Here is a 17417-nt window from a genome sequence, read left to right as displayed (position 1 = left end):
TTACCGGCAACCGCTCGTTTCAGGAATACACAGCCGGGATTCAAGCGGGCCGCGAGCGGAACTCCACTATTCACGTGGAAACATCACTGACCGGGGCGGGCCGGCGGCTGGCCGACGCTCCGGACCCAGCGGAAGGAGTCCACTGCTCATGGGCCTGCACCTCATCGAAATGGAAGAGGGATTCTCCTGCTACGCCAGCGGGGAGTTCGAAGCCCGCTTTATCTACCAGGAGATATTCAAGGACAACAGCTACGACCAGCCCGGGCTTCCCGAGGCGCCGTTCATCATCGACGTGGGGGCGAACATCGGGCTGTTCTCCCTGTACATGAAGCAGAAGTACCCGGCGGGCCGGATAATCGCCTTCGAACCCGCTCCGGAGAACCACCAGGCGCTGCGGCAGAACCTGGAGCTGCACCAGATCGGCGATGTCACGGTGTACCCGTACGCCATCGGCTCCGAAGCCCATGAGGCCACCTTCACCTACTATCCGGCGATGCCCGGCAACTCCACCCTCCATCCGGAGGAGAAAGTCCTGCAGAAGCGCCTGATGGGCGAACGGCTCGGTGAGCAGGCGGCCATCGACCTGTTCCAAGCCACGACGATCGCGGTCAAGGTGGACCGGCTGTCTCGCTTCCTGGCGGAAAACCACCCCGAAATCACCACCATCGATCTGCTCAAGATCGACGTCGAGGGCGCGGAGTTGGAGGTACTACGCGGGATCGACGACGCGGACTGGGCGAAGGTGCGCAACGTCCTGCTGGAGGTGAACAACACAGACGGCGCGCTGGCCGAGGTCGAGGCCCTGCTACGGCAGAAGGGCCTCACGGTCGCCAGCGAGCCGGTTCCCCTGATGTGGGAGGAGATGGAGCTCTACTACGTCACCGCCCACCGCTGACGCCAACGCCCGACAGTTGGTCCAGCAGGGATTCGGCGGCAGCCGAAGGCCCTGCTGGATCTGTCAGCGCACCGGCCTCGTCGAACTGCTGCGAGGCGTTGTGGAGACTCACCACATCGCGGATCGCCACGGCGTGCAACTCACGGGAGACCTGGCGTAGTTGCTCCGCCGCACGCAGTCCACCGCAGACCCCGCTGTAGGAGACGAAGCCCACGGGTTTGGTCCGCCACTCGGCGTAGTGCCAGTCGATCCGGTTCTTCAGCACCGCGGGAAAGCCGTGGTTGTACTCGGGCGTGACCACGACGAAGGCGTCGAGACCGCGCGAGGTCGACTCCCGCTCATGAAGGGTCAATTGACCCACTTGCCGTTGCTGGACCGGTGGAACGTATCCGCCGTTGGAAGTCAGGATCGTGAAGATCGAGCCACGCGGCCTGCCCAGTGCCCGCGAGATCTCGTTGATCGACTCACCTGGCTTCCAGCGGTCCCACAACTCACGCTTCTGTGCGTCCGACATACCCGGACGACCCAACCTCGCCATGCGCTACATCCTCCGTCACCTGGGATGTCGCGCTGACGGGTTGAGTGCACCGCGGCCTCCTTCGCGAAGGACCGTGATCGATGAGCGAGGTCCACCGGTTCATCGCTGTGGAGAAGGCCCTCTATCCGGTTGCCCTGCTGTGCCATGTCCTGGCCGTGGCTCGTTCCTCGCTGCACGCCTGGTTGGAGGCGAAGGGGGTCCGGCGGCCACGTGAGCGTGCTGATGACGCGCTCGCCCACGAGATCACGGTCATTCATCTGGCGTCCAAAGGTGCCTACGGGTGTCCCACGCGTGCACGCTGAGTTGACGCGGCTCGGGCGGGCGTAGGCGGGTGGAGCGGGTCATGCGCGAGGCGGGATCCGCGGTGTCACTCGCCGCGGACACCGCCCGCTGACCCGCCCGGACGGGTGGTTGCTGCCGACACCAGACCTGATCGGCCGAGCCTTCACCCCATGCGGCCGGGACCAAGCCGGTGCGGGACATCGCCTACCTGCCGACTCGGGAAGACTGGCTCTACCTCGCCTGCTGGCAGGACTTTGCCACCCGCGAGATAGTCGGCTACGCCATGGCCGACCACCACCGCGCCGAACTCGTCTTCGACGCACTGCGGATGGCCCATGGCAGAGGCGATCTGCAGCGCGGCTGCATCCTGCACAGCGATCGAGGCGGCGAGTACAGCTCAGCGTCCTCGCCGCCCAACGTCGCGAACGCGCCCGCCTCCGCAGGGAGAAGGGCATCCGCTGGGGCGGACGCCCCGCCATGGCCGCGTGATCGGTCAGTCTGGCAGAGCCGGGCCAGTCTCCTTGGGGCCGTAGCATGCAGCGGACCTTCCCGTGACCAGAGCCCAGTAGCGGTCACCGAAGGACCAATGCCACCACTGTGTGGGGTAGTTCACCACGCTCGCAGCGGTGAGCGCGGCGCCCAACGACTGACTGACATCTACGAGAGGTTCACCGCACTCCGTAACGGGGCGAGCCGAGAGTTCGCCCTCGCTGGACGGGCAAGGCCCTGCCGACGCTCCCGCGCTCGGCTGGCTCCTGCCGTGGCGCGCCCGCGCCACGCAGTAGACCGCCGCCATGCCCTACGACGCTGCGCTCCCGGCGGTTCTGCTCTTCTTGGTTCTCGCCAGCCGAGTCATCAGCCCGCAGTACATGATCTGGCTGGCTGGCCTCGCCTCTGTCTGCCTCACCGTCGAGCAGATCCGTTCACCGGCCGGTGGCCGCCCTGATCCTGCTGGCCACCGCAGTCACCACACTCGGCCACCAGCTCTACTCTCCGACGTTGTCACCGATACCGACCGGGGCGTCGCGATCATCGTGCTGCGCAACGTCCTGCTGGCCGGCGCCGCCCGGCTCTCGTGCGTCCGCCTCTGGCGCGGTTCGGTCGTGCGCTATGGAGCAGGCCGCAGCCTCTGTAGCGACAATGCCGCTGGGCACTGCGTCGGCAGCAATGGGATGTTCGTTCCCATGTACGACCACACCAAGTCGGCTGCCGACCAGCCGTACGGGGTGTGGCCGGTCAAGGAGTGGTTCCGCGACTCGCAGTACGCCTCGGACAGGAGTCCCAGGTCCGACCTGGACTTCGCCTTCGCGAGCCTGAAGGACAACAACGGTCGGTACATCCAGGACGTCGTGGGCGCCAACTCTCTCGCGCACACGCCGGGTTGCAACAACAAGGTGACCGTCATCGGCTACCCGATGGTCAAGTACGACTCGCAGGACCGCGCGTTCCGCTGCCCCGATGTCCAGACGACTGCGCTGCCGAGCTACAACCAGATGCAGATCGACTGCGCCGGTATGTGGGGCGGGGTCTCGGGCGGACCGTGGTTCTCCTCCATCGATCCTTCGGGCGATACCGGAGAGATCATCGGCAATGTGGGCGGCTTTCTGCAGGGCGGCCCCGATGTGCCCGTCAGCGACCCGCGGTACAACCGGATCACCTACAGCCCCCTGCACAGGATCGGTTCCGAAGAGCCACACACTGTGCGACGGGGTCAATTCAGAAAGTGATATTTCTATCGGGTCTTGTAGCTACCGTTCTGTTGCAGCCGACTCTCACCGGTGGGTGGTCGGGCAATGGTTTGGCCACGGCCAAACGACAGACAAGCCCATGACCCGCGTTTCCGCAGGTCATGGGCTTGCCCCATCAGGGTGAGTGACGGGACTCGAACCCGCGACATCCTGGACCACAACCAGGTGCTCTACCAGCTGAGCTACACCCACCACGACCGGCGCTTGCTGCTTCCCGCACCGGCCGAGAAGAAGCATACAGGGTTTTGGCGGGTGCTCGCGCCAGCCTTTTACGGGGCCTTAAGCACTGACCTCATTCGGCGGGCAGCACGTGCTTCGCCGCGATGGCCCGCGCGGTGTCCGTGTCCGGGCCGGGGGCCGGGACGAAGACCGCCTCGCGGTAGTACCGCAGCTCCGCGATGCTCTCCCGGATGTCGGCCAGCGCGCGGTGGTTGCCGTTCTTCGGCGGGCTGTTGAAGTACGCCCGCGGGTACCAGCGGCGGGACAGCTCCTTGATGGAGGAGACGTCCACGATCCGGTAGTGCAGATGCTGTTCGAGGCCGGGCATGTCGCGGGCGAGAAAGCCCCGGTCGGTGCCCACCGAGTTTCCGCACAGCGGTGCCTTGCGCGGCTCCGGTACATAGCTGCGCACATAGTCGAGCACCTGTTTCTCCGCTTCGGCGAGCGTCGTCCCCCCGGGCAGCTCGTCGAGCAGGCCGGAGGCGGTGTGCATCTCGCGCACCACCTCCGGCATGGTCTCCAGCGCCTCGGCGGGCGGCCGGATAACGATGTCCACCCCGTCACCGAGGACGTTCAGCTCGGAATCGGTGACTAGGGCGGCCACCTCGATCAGCGCGTCATGCCGGAGCGAGAGCCCGGTCATTTCGCAGTCGATCCACACCATGCGGTCGTTCATACGTCTCACCCTACGGGGCGATCCCGTTGACCTGGCATAGCCGTGCTACGAGCGGATCCCGGCAGCAGCCCGGGAACGCTCCCGGGGCGCCCGCCCGGCCGCCCGCCGCGGTCGCCGCGCAGCCGGGTCAGCCCGGGGGTGCCGGTCAGCCCGGAGATCTCCGGACCGTCCGCCCGGCCGTGCTGCTCGGGCGTCCGCGCCGCGTACACGTCGGACTCCGGCTTGCCCGGTTCGTGCCGCTTGCCGGGCTCCAGCCGCCGCCCGGCCTGCGGGCCGTCCAGCGTCTGGGGGCCGCGCCGCTGGTGCGGCAGGCTCTCGGCCGGGGCGTCGCCGCGCTCGGGTCGCTCCGGCCGGTCGCCGCGGTCCTGGCGCTCGGCCCCCTCCTGTGGTCTGCGCGCCCGGAACGCCATCCGGTACGAGGCCGGGGACGAGCCCAGCTGCCGCCGGAAGTGCCCGCGCAGCGCCACCGGCGAGCGGAAGCCGCACCGCCCGGCCACCTCGTCCACCGAGTAGTCCGACGTCTCCAGCAGCCGCTGCGCCTGGAGCACCCGCTGGGTGATCAGCCACTGCAGCGGAGCGCTGCCGGTGAGCGAGCGGAACCGGCGGTCGAAGGTACGGCGGCTCATGTAGGCACGTGCGGCCAGCGTCTCCACGTCGAACTGCTCGTGGAGGTGCTCCAGCGCCCACGCCACGACCTCGGCCAGCGGGTCCCCGCCGATTTCCTCTGGTAAGGACCTGTCGAGGTACCGCTCCTGCCCGCCGCTGCGCCGGGGCGGTACGACCAGGCGGCGGGCGAGCGCGTTGGCCGCGTCGGCGCCGTGGTCGGTCCGCACCACGTGCAGGCACAGATCGATTCCCGCGGCCGTACCGGCCGAGGTGAGTATGTCCCCGTCGTCCACGTACAGCTCGCGCGGATCGACGTGCACGGACGGATAGCGCTTGGCCAGCGTCGGCGCGTACATCCAGTGCGTGGTGGCCGGGCGGCCGTCCAGCAGCCCGGCGGCGGCCAGCACGAAGGCGCCCGTGCACAGGCCGATGATCCGTGCCCCCTCCTCGTGCGCCCGGCGCAGCGCGGTCAGCGCCGAGGCGGGTGGCGGCTGGGAGATCGAGCGCCAGGCGGGGACCACCACGGTCCCGGCCCGGCCCAGCGCGTCCAGCCCGTACGGGGCGGTCAGCTCAAGGCCGCCGGTGGTGCGCAGCGGGCCGTCCTCGCCGGCGCAGACCAGCAGCCGGTAGCGCGGTACACCGGCGTCCTGCCGGTCGACGCCGAAGACCGAGAGCGGGATCGAGCTCTCGAAGATCGGGCCGCCGCTGAACATGAGCACGGCGACGACCTCCTTGCGACGCCGTGCGGATAGTTTGCGGCCTCCGGTGCCGATGGTGGTGGCCGCGCTGGTGGTGGTGCCGCCAGTGGTCGCACCACTGGTCGTACCGCAGCAGCTCGGTACCGCGGTGCGGAGGGACGGAGTTGACGAGATCGCGGTCTCCGTCGCCGCACCGGTCCTGGAGTCCTGGGTCATGGCGGATGAGCCCCCCTCGGTCGACGCAACGTCCTTTCGGTACTGCACGTTTCCCCCGCCGTGTTACCCAAGATCGAATCTACTGTGTGTTCGCTCGGGATGCGGTGACAAGTTCACCATCCGGCACTAAGTCGACAAGACAACTTGGCGCGAAGCATTCGATCACGAAGCGTTCCACTCACCGGCTCCGCTGGGAAGTGCGCCTCGGTTATGCCCCTCGGTAACACACCGGCGCGGCTGGGGCGGTGCGCCCCCCTCCTTTGCGTTTCCGCTGGTGGTGGGGGTGTTGGAAGCGGACGTTCCGGACACCCATACCCCACAGAAAAGTTGGCCGAAAAGCATCGCGGAAATGGCCGCGTCACCCGGCCAACGCGCCGTCGTGCGCCCGGATTTACACCTCGCGCCGCTGTGCCCACCGGGCGCCGCCCCGATGTTGGACAGTCCGTGGGTACCGGCGATGACGCTCTGCGGCACGGTTCCGTGCGGGGATTCCCGGCGACGGGTGACGGTGGGGCGGCGTGAGGGCGGCAGGTGGTTGAGCGTCAAACGGATTCCGCTGGGAAGTGCAACCGGCCGTCCGGTTTTCAGCCGCCGGAGACGGGCGGCGGACGCCGGTTCGGGGTCTCGGCGACCCGGGTCGGCGACCAGAGCGGCAAGAGGCGTTGCGCTTCCCGCCGGGCTCCGGCATTCTCCTGGAATCTCCGGGTACTAAGTCCCACGGCGGGGCGTCAAACGGATCTGTCCAGGAACGCGCCGCCGCCGTACTCTGGAGGCAGCGGGAGGGCAACGCCCTTACCGGCCAACCTGGCCGTTCCCGTGGCCACCGCTGTCCGTGTCCGCTCTAGCGGCGCCCACCGCGCCGCTCTCGCCGAAAATCGCATCATGGCCGGTTACGAGCACCACGACCCCGCCGACGGCAAACCGCTCGCCGACTCGGTGGCGAAACCCGACGCGGCGGCGCAGGCGCGCCATTCTTGCGACCCGGCCTTCCAGCACGGCGTGGTCGTCGGCTTCGATGGCTCGGTCTCCAGCGAGCGCGCCCTCGCCTATGCCATCGGCATGGCCCGGCGGCTGCGCTCGGGGCTGATCATCGTCCATGTGGCCAACCGGCTGCCCGCCACCGTCTGGGCCGGCTGTGAGCCGCCGGTCTTCGTGGACGTGCCGGACCACCGCACCGAGGTACTCGGCCTGGAACTGGCCTGTGCCGACTACCTGTCCGAGGTGTCCTGGATCCTGGTCGAGCGCGGCGGCGACATCTGCCACGAACTGGAGGAGGTCGGCCGCGAGTACGCGGCGGACGCCATCGTGGTGGGCAGCACGCACGGTGTGATCGGCAAGATCTTCGGCTCGGTCGCGGGCCGCCTGGCCCGCCGCGCCCAGCGCCCGGTGATCGTGATCCCCTAGATAAAACGTTTTATCTGACTTGGGTCGGCCGCTGGGTGGCAGTCGTCCCGGGATTCCGCCGAGGGTCCCGGGAGGCCTGCCCCCGGGACCCTCAGTGCGCTACTCGACCGTCACCGACTTCGCCAGGTTGCGCGGCTTGTCGATGTCGCGGCCCAGGGCCAACGCCGCGTGGTACGCGAGGAGTTGCAGCGGGATGCCCAGCAGGATCGGGTCCAACTCGGGCTCGTTGCGCGGTACCACGATCGTGTGGTCCGCGACCTCCTGCTCCTGGTGGCCCACCGCGAGGATGCGGCCGCTGCGCGCCTTGATCTCCTCCAGCGTGGCGCGGTTCTTCTCCAGCAGCTCGTCGTCCGGCACGATCGCCACCGACGGCACCTCGGGCTCGATCAGCGCCAGCGGCCCGTGCTTCAACTCCGAGGCGGGGTAGGCCTCGGCGTGCACGTAGGAGACCTCCTTGAGCTTCAGCGAGGCCTCACGGGCCACCGGGTAACCGCGCACCCGGCCGACGAACATCATGCTCTTGGCGCCCGCGTAACCGGCGGCAAGCTTCTTGATCTCCTCCTCGCCGCGCAGGATCTCCGCGATCTGCTCGGGCAGCCTGCGCAGCCCCGCGATGATCCGACGACCGTCGGCGACCGACAGGTCCCGCACCCGGCCCAGGTGCAGCGCCAGCAGCGCGAAGGCCACCGCGGTGTTGGTGAAGCACTTGGTGGACACCACGCACACCTCGGGCCCGGCGTGCACGTACACCCCGCCGTCCGTTTCCCGGGCGATGGCGCTGCCGACCACGTTGACCACGCCGAGCACCCGGGCGCCCTTGCGCTTCAGCTCCTGTACGGCGGCGAGCGTGTCATAGGTCTCGCCGGACTGGCTGACCGCGATGTACAGCGTGTCGGGGTCCACCACCGCGTTGCGGTACCGGAACTCGCTGGCCGGCTCGGCGTCCGCCGGGATCCTGGCCAGTTCCTCGATCATCTGGGCGCCGATCTGGCCCGCGTGGTACGCCGAACCGCAACCGAGGATCTTCACCCGGCGCACCCCGCGTGCCTCGCGGGCGTCGATGCCCAGGCCACCGAGGTGCACGGTGGCGAACCGGTCGTCGATCCGGCCGCGCAGCACCCGGTCCACGGCGTCCGCCTGCTCGCAGATCTCCTTGTGCATGTAGGTGTCGTGGCCGTCCATGTCATAGCTCTCGGCCTCCCACTCGATGGTGGTCGGCGAGGCGGCGGTACGGCTGCCCTCGGTGGTGTAGGTGCGGTACTCACCGGCCTTGATGGTGGCCATCTCGCCGTCGTCCAGGGTGATCACCTGGCGGGTGTGCCGCACCAGGGCGGCCACGTCGGAGGCGACGAACATCTCGTTCTCACCGATGCCCAGTACCACCGGCGAGCCGTTGCGGGCGACCACTATGCGGTCGGCGAAGTCGGCGTGCAGCACCGCGATGCCGTAGGTGCCCTCCACCCGCGACAGCGCCTCCTGGACCCTGGCCTCCAGCGTCTCGGCGGTGGAGCGGCCGATCAGATGGGACAGCACCTCGGAGTCGGTCTCGGAGGCGAACTCCACGCCGTCCGCGAGGAGTTTGGCGCGCAGTTCGGCGGCGTTGTCGATGATGCCGTTGTGGACGACGGCGACCTTGCCCGCTGCGTCCAGGTGAGGATGTGCGTTGTCGTCGCTCGGCGCACCATGGGTGGCCCAACGGGTGTGGGCGATACCGGTAGTTCCGCTGAATCGCTTGGGTACCCGGGACTCCAGTTCGCGTACCCGGCCCTTGGCCTTGACGGTCTTCAGTGCCCCCGACTTGCCGCTGATCGCGACGCCCGCCGAGTCATAGCCGCGGTACTCCAGTCGCTGTAGTCCCTCCAGCAACAGCGGAGCAGCGTCACGTTTCCCGATATATCCAACGATCCCGCACATGGATGTGGGCCCTCCCTGGTGGTGCCTGGTGCTTGTGGTGCTTGAGTGGCTTGTGTGGCGCTGCCGGTGCCGTCAGCCGTAGACGATGCGGCGCAGCTGGCGGAGCGAGAACTCGGGCGGGGCCACCGCGCGGTGCGGCAGCTCCTCGGTGACCTGTTCGAAGATCTCGGCGTTTGACAGGCCCTTGGCCTGGAGTTCCCGGTGGCGCCGGCGTACGTAGTCCTCAGCCGACTCGTCGAAGTACGCCAGGACGTCGAGTACCACCCGGACGGCCTCGCCGCGCTGCAGCGTAGTGGTCCGTACCAGGTGGTCTACGAGTTCGTCGTGAGAAGTCCGGCGTTCGAGCACCGGACGATCCTGCGGGAGAGAGGCCCCGCAGTGCAACATTCCTGCCCGATATCGGGCAGGGGTCACTCGATATCGGGGTCAGCCGCAAAGCATCCGGGAGGTTTGCCCTGTTTTGGGGGATTGGTTCGTCAGGCGATCAGCCCCAGTTCGCGAGCGATCAGCATGCGCTGCACCTCGCTGGTGCCCTCGCCGATCTCCAGGATCTTGGAGTCCCGCCAGAACCGCGCCACCGGGTACTCGTTCATGAAGCCGTATCCGCCGTGGATCTGGGTGGCCTCACGGGCGTTGGTCACCGCGATCTCCGAGGAGTACAGCTTGGCCAGCGCCGCCTCCTTCTTGAACGGCTCGCCGTGCAGCAGCCGGGACGCGGCGTCCCGCCAGGCCAGCCGGGCGGTGTGGGTGCGCATCTCCATGTCGGCCAGCTTGAACTGGATCGCCTGGTTCGCGCCGATCGGCTTGCCGAAGGCCTGCCGGGTCTTGGCGTAGGACACCGACTCGTCGACACAGCCCTGGGCGAGACCGGTGGCCAGCGCCGAGATCGCGATCCGGCCCTCGTCCAGGATCCGCAGGAACTGGGCGTAGCCCCGGCCGATCTCGCCCAGCAGGTTGGCCGCCGGGACCCGGCAGTCGGCGAAGGACAACTCACGGGTGTCCGAGGCGTTCCAGCCGACCTTGGAGTACGGGGCCGCGACCGTGAAGCCCGCAGTGCCGGACGGCACGATGATCGAGGAGATCTCCGGCCGGCCGTCCTCCCCCCGGCCGGTGACCGCGGTGACCGTCACCAGTCCTGTGATGTCGGTACCGGAGTTGGTGATGAAGCACTTGGTGCCGTTGATCACCCACTCGTTGGTGGCCTCGTCCAGCCGCGCGGTGGTACGCGTACCGCCCGCGTCGGAGCCGCACTCCGGCTCCGTGAGCCCGAACGCGCCGAGCATCTCGCCGGAGCAGAGCCGGGGCAGCCACTCGCGCTTCTGCTCCTCGGTGCCGAACCGGAAGATGGGCATCGCCCCCAGCGACACCCCGGCCTCCAGGGTGATCGCGACGGAGGAGTCGACCCGGGCCAGCTCCTCAAGCGCCAGGCACAGCGCGAAGTAGTCGCCGCCCATGCCGCCGTACTCCTCGGGGAACGGCAGCCCGAACAGCCCCATGCGCCCCATCTCGCGCACGATCTCGTACGGGAACTCATGGTGTTCGTAGAACTCCCCGATCTTCGGGGCGATGACGTCATGGGCGAACTCCTCGACGGTGCGCCGGAGTTCCTCGTATTCGGCGGGTAGCCGGTGGTCGATCGTCATGGAGTTCACTCCTTGTGGGAGAGGGCGCGAACGGTACGGGACGGGCTTGGTCGGCCCAGGTGTGCCGCCATCCAGACGCTGGTAGCGGTGAGGCGGCCGAGGTCCACCCCGGTGTCGATGCCGAGACCCTTCAGCATCCAGACCAGGTCCTCGGTTGCGAGGTTTCCGGTGGCGCTCTTGGCGTAGGGGCAGCCGCCGAGTCCTCCGGCCGAGGCGTCCACGGTGGAGACGCCCGACTGGAGCGCGGCCAGGGTGTTGGCGAGCGCCTGGCCGTAGGTGTCGTGGAAGTGCACCGCGAGCCGGTCGGCGGTCAGCCCGTCCTCGCGCAGCGCGGCGAGCAGTGCGGTGACATGGCCGGGGGTGGCCACCCCGATGGTGTCGCCCAGGCTGAGTTCGTGGCAGCCCAGGTCGAACAACCGCCGCGCCACCCCGACCACCTGGTGGACCGGGACCGGCCCCTCCCAGGGGTCGCCGAAGCACATCGACAGATAGCCGCGCACCCGCGCACCCGCGTCCCTGGCCCGGGACACCACCGGCTCGAACATGGCCAGTGACTCGTCGACGCTTCGGTTGAGGTTGGCCTTGGCGAACGACTCGGTGGCGCTGCCGAACACCGCGATCTCATCGACGCCCAGCGCCAACGCCCGCTCCAGACCACGCTCGTTGGGTACCAGCGCCGGAAGCCGGGCGTCCACGCCGGACAGCATCGGCATCAGCTGTTCCGCGTCGGCGAGTTGGGGAACCCACTTGGGGTGGACGAAGCTGGTCGCCTCGATGGTGCTCAGCCCCGCGTCCGCCAGGCGGCGGATGAACTCCGCCTTCACCTCGGTGGGCACGACGGCCTTCTCGTTCTGCAGCCCGTCGCGCGGCCCCACCTCATGGATCCGGACCTGGTCCGGCATGTCCTCGGCGGCGAAGGGCATGGGCAGCCCGGAGGGCTCGGATGCCGCGGGCAGTCCGCTGCTCGTCATGACTCCTCCTGCGGAACGGCGGTCGGGGTGACGACGGCCAGCACCTGGTCCATGGCGACCGTGCTGCCCGGGGTGACGTCGATCTCGGTGACGGTGCCGTCGTGCGGGGCGGTGATGACGTGCTCCATCTTCATCGCCTCGACCACCAACAGGCTCTGCCCGGCGGCGACCTGGTCCCCGGCGGAGACCTTGACCACTGTGACCGTGCCGGGCATGGGCGCGGTCAGGGTGTCGGTGCCCGACGCGCCACCGGCGCCGCGCAGCGCCGCCTCGACCGGGTCATGGTCGGTGACGTGCCAGGCGTCGCCGTCCCTGCCCAGCCAGCCGTCGGCGTGGCGGAAGACATGGGTCACGCCGTCCCAGTGCAGTACCGCCCGGTCCCGGTCGAGGCGAAGGGCCGCGTCGACCGGCTCGCCGTCGCCGACCCGCACCCGGCCGGGGCGCACGCGCACCGCCACCGGCTCGTGTCCCGGGACCCGCAGGTGGTGCACGGTCCACGCGGGCTCGCCGCCCAGCCGCCAGCCGCTGGGCACCGAGAACGGGTCCGTCCACGCCGGGCCGTCCGGCGCGGTCAACGCCGCCTGCCGCAGCAGCGCCGCCGCCGCGTACACCTCGTCCGGGATCGCCGACGCCACCAGTGCGGACGCGTCACGGTCGATCAGACCTGTGTCCAGCTCACCTGAGATGACGGCCGGATGCGCCAGCAGCCGCCGTAGGAAAGCCGTGTTGGTGTCCACCCCGAGCACCACGGAGTCGGCGAGTGCGGCGCGCAGTCGGCGCAGCGCCGTCGGGCGGTCCGGCCCGTGTGCGATCACCTTGGCCACCATGGGGTCGTACGCGGTGCCCACCTCGGTGCCCAGGGCCAGCCCCGAGTCGACGCGGACGCCCTCCCCGTCCGGCTCGCGCAGCGCCAGCACCGTCCCGGCCGAGGGCAGGAAGTCCACCCTTGCCCGGCCTGCGGGCCCCTCGGTGACCCGGGCGGTCTCGGCGCAGATCCGGGCCTCCACGGCATGTCCGGTCAGGGCGATGTCGGACTGCCCGAACGGCAGCGGGTCCCCGGCGGCGACGCGCAACTGCCACTCGACCAGGTCGAGTCCGGTCACCAACTCGGTTACCGGATGCTCCACCTGGAGCCGGGTGTTCATCTCCATGAAGCAGTAGGCGGCCGGATCGGCGCCGGGCACGATGAACTCCACCGTGCCCGCGCCCCGGTAGCCACAGGAGCGGGCTGCCTGTACGGCGGCCTCGCCCATGGCCGCGCGGGTCGCCTCGTCCAGCAGTACGGACGGTGCCTCCTCGATGACCTTCTGGTGGCGGCGCTGGAGCGAGCACTCGCGCTCGCCGAGGTGCACCACCTGGCCATGGCCGTCGGCCAGTACCTGGATCTCGATGTGCCTCGGGCGGTCGATCCACCGCTCCACCAGCAGGGTGTCATCGCCGAAGGAGCCCAGCGCCTCCCGGCGGGCGGCGGCGATCTCCTCGGCCAGCAGCGCCTCGTCGCGGACCAGGCGCATGCCCTTGCCGCCTCCGCCCGCCGAGGGCTTGAGCAGCACCGGGACGCCGATCTTCTGTGCGGCCTCGATGAGTTGGGCGTCGGTGAGCCCGCTGCCGTCACTGCCGGGGACGACCGGCACGCCCGCCGCCCGTACCGTCTCCTTGGCGCGGATCTTGTCGCCCATCAACTCGATGGCGCCGGCGGGCGGCCCGATGAAGACCAGCCCGGCGACCTCGCAGGCCCGGGCGAAGGCGGCGTTCTCGGCAAGGAAGCCGTAGCCGGGATGGACCGCCTGCGCGCCGGTGCGCTCCGCCGCCTCCAGCAGCCGCTCGATGGACAGATAGCTCTGGCTGGCCGCGGGCGGCCCGATCCGCACCGCCTGGTCGGCCTCCCGCACATGGCGTGCCTCGGCGTCGGCGTCGCTGTGGACCGCGACGGAGCGGATGCCGAGCCGCCGCAGGGTTCGGATCACCCGGACGGCGATCTCGCCCCGGTTCGCCACAAGGACCGTCTCGAACATCTGGTGATCCCCCCTACATCCGGAAGACGCCGTAGCCGGGAGACGCCGGATCTCGTTGTGGAATGGGCGAGTTGGCGCAGGCCGTCAGGGCGAGGCCGAGGACCGTGCGGGTCTCCAGCGGGTCGATCACCCCGTCGTCCCAGAGCCGGGCGGTGGCGTAGTAGGCGTTGCCCTGGGTCTCGTACTGGGCGCGGATCGGGGCCTTGAACCGCTCCTCCTCCTCGACCGGCCACTGCTCGCCGGTCGCCTCCAACTGGTCCCGCTTGACGGTGGCGAGCACGGAGGCGGCCTGCTCGCCGCCCATCACGGAGATCTTCGCGTTGGGCCACATCCACAGGAAGCGGGGGGAGTAGGCCCGGCCGCACATCGAGTAGTTGCCCGCGCCGTACGAGCCGCCGATCACCACGGTCAGCTTCGGCACCCGGGTGCAGGCCACGGCGGTGACCATCTTGGCGCCGTGCTTGGCGATGCCGCCCGCCTCGTACTGCCTGCCGACCATGAAGCCGGAGATGTTCTGCAGGAACAGCAGCGGGATGCCGCGCTGGTCGCACAACTCGATGAAGTGCGCGCCCTTGAGCGCCGATTCGGCGAACAGGATGCCGTTGTTGGCGACGATGCCCACCGGGTGGCCGTGCAGCCGGGCGAAGCCGGTGACCAGGGTCGTGCCGTACTCCGCCTTGAACTCGGCGAACCGGCTGCCGTCTACCAGCCGGGCGATGACCTCGCGCACGTCATAGGGGGTGCGCGAGTCGACCGGCACCGCGCCGTACAGCCCGGCGGGGTCGACCGCCGGTTCCTCGACCGGCGTCACCGACCACGGCAGCGGTCCGCGCTGCGGCAGGGTGCCGACGATGTTCCGCACGATGCGCAGTGCGTGGGCGTCGTCCTCCGCCAGGTGGTCGGTCACTCCGGAGACCTTGGAGTGCACATCTCCGCCGCCCAGCTCCTCGGCGGTGACCACCTCGCCGGTGGCCGCCTTCACCAGTGGCGGGCCGCCGAGAAAGATCGTGCCCTGGTTGCGGACGATCACCGCCTCGTCGCTCATCGCCGGTACGTAGGCGCCGCCCGCGGTGCACGAGCCCAGTACTGCCGCGATCTGCGGGATGCCGCGCGCCGACATCGTCGCCTGGTTGTAGAAGATCCGGCCGAAGTGCTCGCGGTCCGGGAAGACCTCGTCCTGGCGCGGTAGGAAGGCGCCGCCGGAGTCCACCAGGTAGACGCACGGCAGCCGGTTGTCCAGCGCCACTTCCTGGGCGCGCAGATGCTTCTTGACCGTGATCGGGTAGTACGTGCCGCCCTTGACCGTGGCGTCGTTGGCGACCACCACGACCTCGCGGCCCGCCACCCGGCCGATCCCGGCGATCACCCCGGCCGCGGGCGCCTGCCCGTCGTACATCCCGTCCGCCGCCAGTGGGGCCAGCTCAAGGAAGGATGAGCCCGGGTCCAGCAGCCCGTCCACCCGGTCCCGCGGCAGCAGCTTGCCGCGCGCGGTGTGCCGGGCGCGGGCCTTCTCGCCGCCGCCGAGCCGCGCTGCGGCCAGCTTCTCGCGTAGCCCTGCCGACAGTTCGGCGTGCGCGGCGGCGTTGGCCGCGAAGGCCTCGGATGCCGGGTCGACCGCGCTGCGCAGCGCGGGTGGTGCCGTGTCACGCATTGCCTTGAGCCCCCTTGCCCACGGCGCGGATGTTAGTGGTCGTTAACCTGACCTCAGGTTAACGCTCGCTAACGCGTCTGTCTACAATTAATTCCATGCAGTCGACGAGGGCCGGGGCGACCCGGCGTGAGCAGATCCTGAAGGAAGCCGCACAGCTCTTCGCCGAGCGCGGCTTCCACGGCGTCGGCGTCGACGAGATCGGTGCCGCGGTCGGGATCAGCGGCCCTGGCCTGTACCGGCACTTCGCGGGCAAGGACGCGATGCTCGCCGAGCTGCTGGTCGGCATCAGCGGCCGACTGCTCGCCGAGGGCAAGCGCCGGGTGGCCGAGGCGGCGGACCCCGCGCGGGCGCTGGACGCGCTGGTGCGCGGGCACGTCGAGTTCGCCCTGGACGACCGGCCGCTGATCGTGCTGCACGACCGCGAGCTGGACCGGCTGCGGGACTCCGACCGCAAGCTGGTGCGCCAACTGCAGCGGCAGTACGTCGAGTTGTGGGTCGAGGTGGCGCGCCAGCGGCATCCGGGCGCCACCGAGGTCGAGGCGCGGGCCGCTGTGCACGCGGTCTTCGGCCTGCTCAACTCCACGCCCCACCTGGGCCTGAGCGGTGAACTGCCGGGCCGGCAGGCCACCGGGTCGCTGCTGCGCCGCCTCGCGCTGGGCGCCTTCGCCGCGCTGGACGGCTCGGCCCCCGAATAGTCCGGCCTGGACAGATTCCAAACCGGGAAGTAACTTGCTGAGCGCTTGCTTAGGCTGAAACTCGCCCATGGGGAGGCGCAAGTGCGTCGCACGGTTTTCCACGAGGACCACGAGGCGTTCCGTTCCACGATCCGTGACTTCATCGCCGCCGAGGTCGCGCCGGTCTACCACGAGTGGGAAGCGGCCGGGCACGCACCGCGCGACTTCTACTACAAGCTCGGTGAGCTGGGCGTCTTCGGTATAGAGGTGCCCGAGGAGTACGGCGGCGCGGGCGAGCGCAGCTTCAAGTTCAACGCCGTCATCAGCGAGGAACTGGCCCGCGCCGGAGTGAGCTTCGGCGGCAGCAGCGTGCACACCGCGCTGTGCCTGCCGTACCTGCTCAAGTACGCCAACGAGGAGCAGAAGAAGCGCTGGCTGCCGGGGTTCGTCAGCGGTGAGATCATGACCGCCATCGCCATGACCGAGCCCGGCACCGGCTCCGACCTGGCCGGGATGAAGACCACCGCCAAGCTGTCCGAGGACGGCACGCACTACGTGCTCAACGGTGCCAAGACCTTCATCACCGGCGGTGTGCTCGCCGACCGCGTCCTGGTCTGCTGCCGCACCTCGCCGCCGGACCCGCAGGACCGGCGCGGCGGGATCTCCATCCTCGTGGTGGACACCAGGAGCGAGGGGTACGCCGTCGGCCGCACGCTGGACAAGCTGGGTCTGAAGACCTCGGACACCGCCGAACTCTCCTTCAGCGACGTCAAGGTGCCGGTGGAGGACCTGCTGGGCGAGGAGGGCAAGGCGTTCGGCTACCTCACCCACAACCTCCCGCAGGAGCGGCTCGGCATCGCCGTCAGCGCCTACGCGCAGGCCTCCGCCGCCGTACGGTTCGCGACCGAGTACGTCAGGGAGCGCACCGTCTTCGGCAGGACGGTCGCCGAGTTCCAGAACACCAAGTTCGTGCTCGCCGACTGCAAGGCCGAGGTGGACGCCGCGCAGGCGGTGGTCGACCGGGCGCTGGAGGCCCATGACGCGGGGGAGTTGACCCCCGCCGACGCCGCCTCCGCCAAGCTGTTCTGCACCGAGGTCGCCGCCCGCGTCATCGACAAGTGCCTCCAACTGCACGGCGGTTACGGCTACATGATGGAGTACCCGATCGCCCGGCTGTACGCCGACACCCGCGTCACCCGCATCTACGGCGGCACCAGCGAGGTCATGCGGTCCATCATCGCCAAGTCGCTCGGGCTGTGACCACGGC

General features: G+C 69.5%; 15 protein-coding genes, 1 tRNA gene and 3 pseudogenes. 8 read left to right on the top strand and 11 right to left on the bottom strand.

Features of this window, described 5'->3' with window-relative positions; translation table 11 throughout:
* The first annotated feature begins 148 nt into the window (after window positions 1-148).
* A complete protein-coding gene (locus P3G67_RS29950) occupies window positions 149-895 on the top strand; it encodes an FkbM family methyltransferase (protein ID WP_276096283.1) in 747 nt (248 codons plus the stop codon).
* Here the strand turns inward: P3G67_RS29950 and P3G67_RS29945 are convergent.
* The gene (locus P3G67_RS29945) at window positions 879-1409 is read right to left on the bottom strand and encodes an NADPH-dependent FMN reductase (RefSeq protein WP_276096282.1); all 531 of its coding nucleotides are present in this window, start codon (window positions 1407-1409) and stop codon (window positions 879-881) included. The two genes, P3G67_RS29950 and P3G67_RS29945, sit on opposite strands and share 17 nt — an antisense overlap.
* Window positions 1410-1513: 104 nt before the next feature.
* Here P3G67_RS29945 and P3G67_RS29940 point away from each other — a divergent pair, with 104 nt between their 5' ends.
* The 3 genes and pseudogenes from P3G67_RS29940 to P3G67_RS29935 all read left to right on the top strand — a co-directional run.
* The gene (locus P3G67_RS29940; RefSeq protein ID WP_276096281.1) at window positions 1514-1735 is read left to right on the top strand and encodes a hypothetical protein; all 222 of its coding nucleotides are present in this window, start codon (window positions 1514-1516) and stop codon (window positions 1733-1735) included.
* Window positions 1736-1905: 170 nt separating this feature from the next.
* Window positions 1906-2058, top strand: a pseudogene (locus tag P3G67_RS36230) (IS3-like element ISMasp3 family transposase); the annotation flags it as partial.
* 56 nt (window positions 2059-2114) lie between these two features.
* A pseudogene (locus tag P3G67_RS29935) lies at window positions 2115-2204 on the top strand (integrase); the annotation flags it as partial.
* Window positions 2205-2208: 4 nt separating this feature from the next.
* On the opposite strand, the pseudogene P3G67_RS29930 reads toward P3G67_RS29935, so the two are convergent.
* Window positions 2209-2358: pseudogene (locus P3G67_RS29930) on the bottom strand (M15 family metallopeptidase); the annotation flags it as partial.
* A 151-nt stretch (window positions 2359-2509) separates the two neighbouring features.
* Between P3G67_RS29930 and P3G67_RS29925 the strand changes: the two are divergent.
* Window positions 2510-3442: a trypsin-like serine peptidase gene (locus P3G67_RS29925; protein WP_276096280.1), complete on the top strand. Its 933-nt coding sequence runs from the start codon at window positions 2510-2512 to the stop codon at window positions 3440-3442.
* Between the two features lie 140 nt (window positions 3443-3582).
* Here P3G67_RS29925 and P3G67_RS29920 read toward each other — a convergent pair.
* The 3 genes from P3G67_RS29920 to P3G67_RS29910 form a co-directional block, all read right to left on the bottom strand.
* A tRNA-His gene (locus P3G67_RS29920) sits at window positions 3583-3655 on the bottom strand.
* 100 nt (window positions 3656-3755) lie between these two features.
* On the bottom strand, window positions 3756-4358 hold the full coding sequence (orn, locus tag P3G67_RS29915) for an oligoribonuclease (protein ID WP_269859298.1): 603 nt from the start codon (window positions 4356-4358) through the stop codon (window positions 3756-3758).
* A gap of 5 nt (window positions 4359-4363) precedes the next feature.
* Window positions 4364-5677 (bottom strand): helix-turn-helix domain-containing protein, encoded by a 1314-nt coding sequence (locus tag P3G67_RS29910; protein ID WP_276096317.1) that lies wholly within the window; start codon window positions 5675-5677, stop codon window positions 4364-4366.
* A 1083-nt stretch (window positions 5678-6760) separates the two neighbouring features.
* On the opposite strand from P3G67_RS29910, the gene P3G67_RS29905 reads away from it, so the two are divergent.
* Window positions 6761-7282, top strand: coding sequence for a universal stress protein (locus P3G67_RS29905; RefSeq protein ID WP_269859297.1), 522 nt, complete (start codon window positions 6761-6763; stop codon window positions 7280-7282).
* A gap of 99 nt (window positions 7283-7381) precedes the next feature.
* On the opposite strand, the gene glmS is transcribed toward P3G67_RS29905, so the two are convergent.
* From glmS to P3G67_RS29875, 6 genes are all read right to left on the bottom strand, one after another.
* The gene (glmS, locus tag P3G67_RS29900; RefSeq protein WP_276096279.1) at window positions 7382-9196 is read right to left on the bottom strand and encodes a glutamine--fructose-6-phosphate transaminase (isomerizing); all 1815 of its coding nucleotides are present in this window, start codon (window positions 9194-9196) and stop codon (window positions 7382-7384) included.
* Window positions 9197-9268: 72 nt separating this feature from the next.
* Complete coding sequence (locus tag P3G67_RS29895) at window positions 9269-9544, bottom strand: hypothetical protein (protein ID WP_269859295.1); 276 nt, start codon at window positions 9542-9544, stop codon at window positions 9269-9271.
* Between the two features lie 128 nt (window positions 9545-9672).
* Window positions 9673-10839, bottom strand: a complete 1167-nt coding sequence (locus P3G67_RS29890) for an acyl-CoA dehydrogenase family protein (protein WP_276096278.1) — start codon at window positions 10837-10839, stop codon at window positions 9673-9675.
* Between the two features lie 5 nt (window positions 10840-10844).
* Window positions 10845-11810 (bottom strand): hydroxymethylglutaryl-CoA lyase, encoded by a 966-nt coding sequence (locus P3G67_RS29885; protein ID WP_391858381.1) that lies wholly within the window; start codon window positions 11808-11810, stop codon window positions 10845-10847.
* Window positions 11807-13825, bottom strand: coding sequence for an acetyl/propionyl/methylcrotonyl-CoA carboxylase subunit alpha (locus P3G67_RS29880; protein ID WP_276096277.1), 2019 nt, complete (start codon window positions 13823-13825; stop codon window positions 11807-11809). Before P3G67_RS29880 ends, P3G67_RS29885 begins: the two co-directional genes overlap by 4 nt.
* A 13-nt stretch (window positions 13826-13838) precedes the next feature.
* Complete coding sequence (locus P3G67_RS29875) at window positions 13839-15476, bottom strand: carboxyl transferase domain-containing protein (RefSeq protein WP_276096276.1); 1638 nt, start codon at window positions 15474-15476, stop codon at window positions 13839-13841.
* A 95-nt stretch (window positions 15477-15571) separates the two neighbouring features.
* Here P3G67_RS29875 and P3G67_RS29870 point away from each other — a divergent pair, with 95 nt between their 5' ends.
* Together P3G67_RS29870 and P3G67_RS29865 are read left to right on the top strand one after the other, a co-directional pair.
* Window positions 15572-16171: an SACE_7040 family transcriptional regulator gene (locus P3G67_RS29870; RefSeq protein ID WP_276096275.1), complete on the top strand. Its 600-nt coding sequence runs from the start codon at window positions 15572-15574 to the stop codon at window positions 16169-16171.
* A gap of 81 nt (window positions 16172-16252) precedes the next feature.
* Window positions 16253-17410 carry an acyl-CoA dehydrogenase family protein gene (locus tag P3G67_RS29865; RefSeq protein WP_276096274.1) on the top strand — a complete coding sequence of 386 codons (1158 nt, stop codon included), beginning with the start codon at window positions 16253-16255 and terminating at the stop codon, window positions 17408-17410.
* Window positions 17411-17417 lie beyond the last annotated feature (7 nt).

The organism is Streptomyces silvisoli (genome assembly GCF_029269905.1).
Classification (GTDB): domain Bacteria; phylum Actinomycetota; class Actinomycetes; order Streptomycetales; family Streptomycetaceae; genus Streptantibioticus_A; species Streptantibioticus_A silvisoli_A.
The sequence above is the reverse complement of the archived record's forward strand: the minus strand, read 5'-3'. Positions and strand labels throughout refer to the sequence as shown.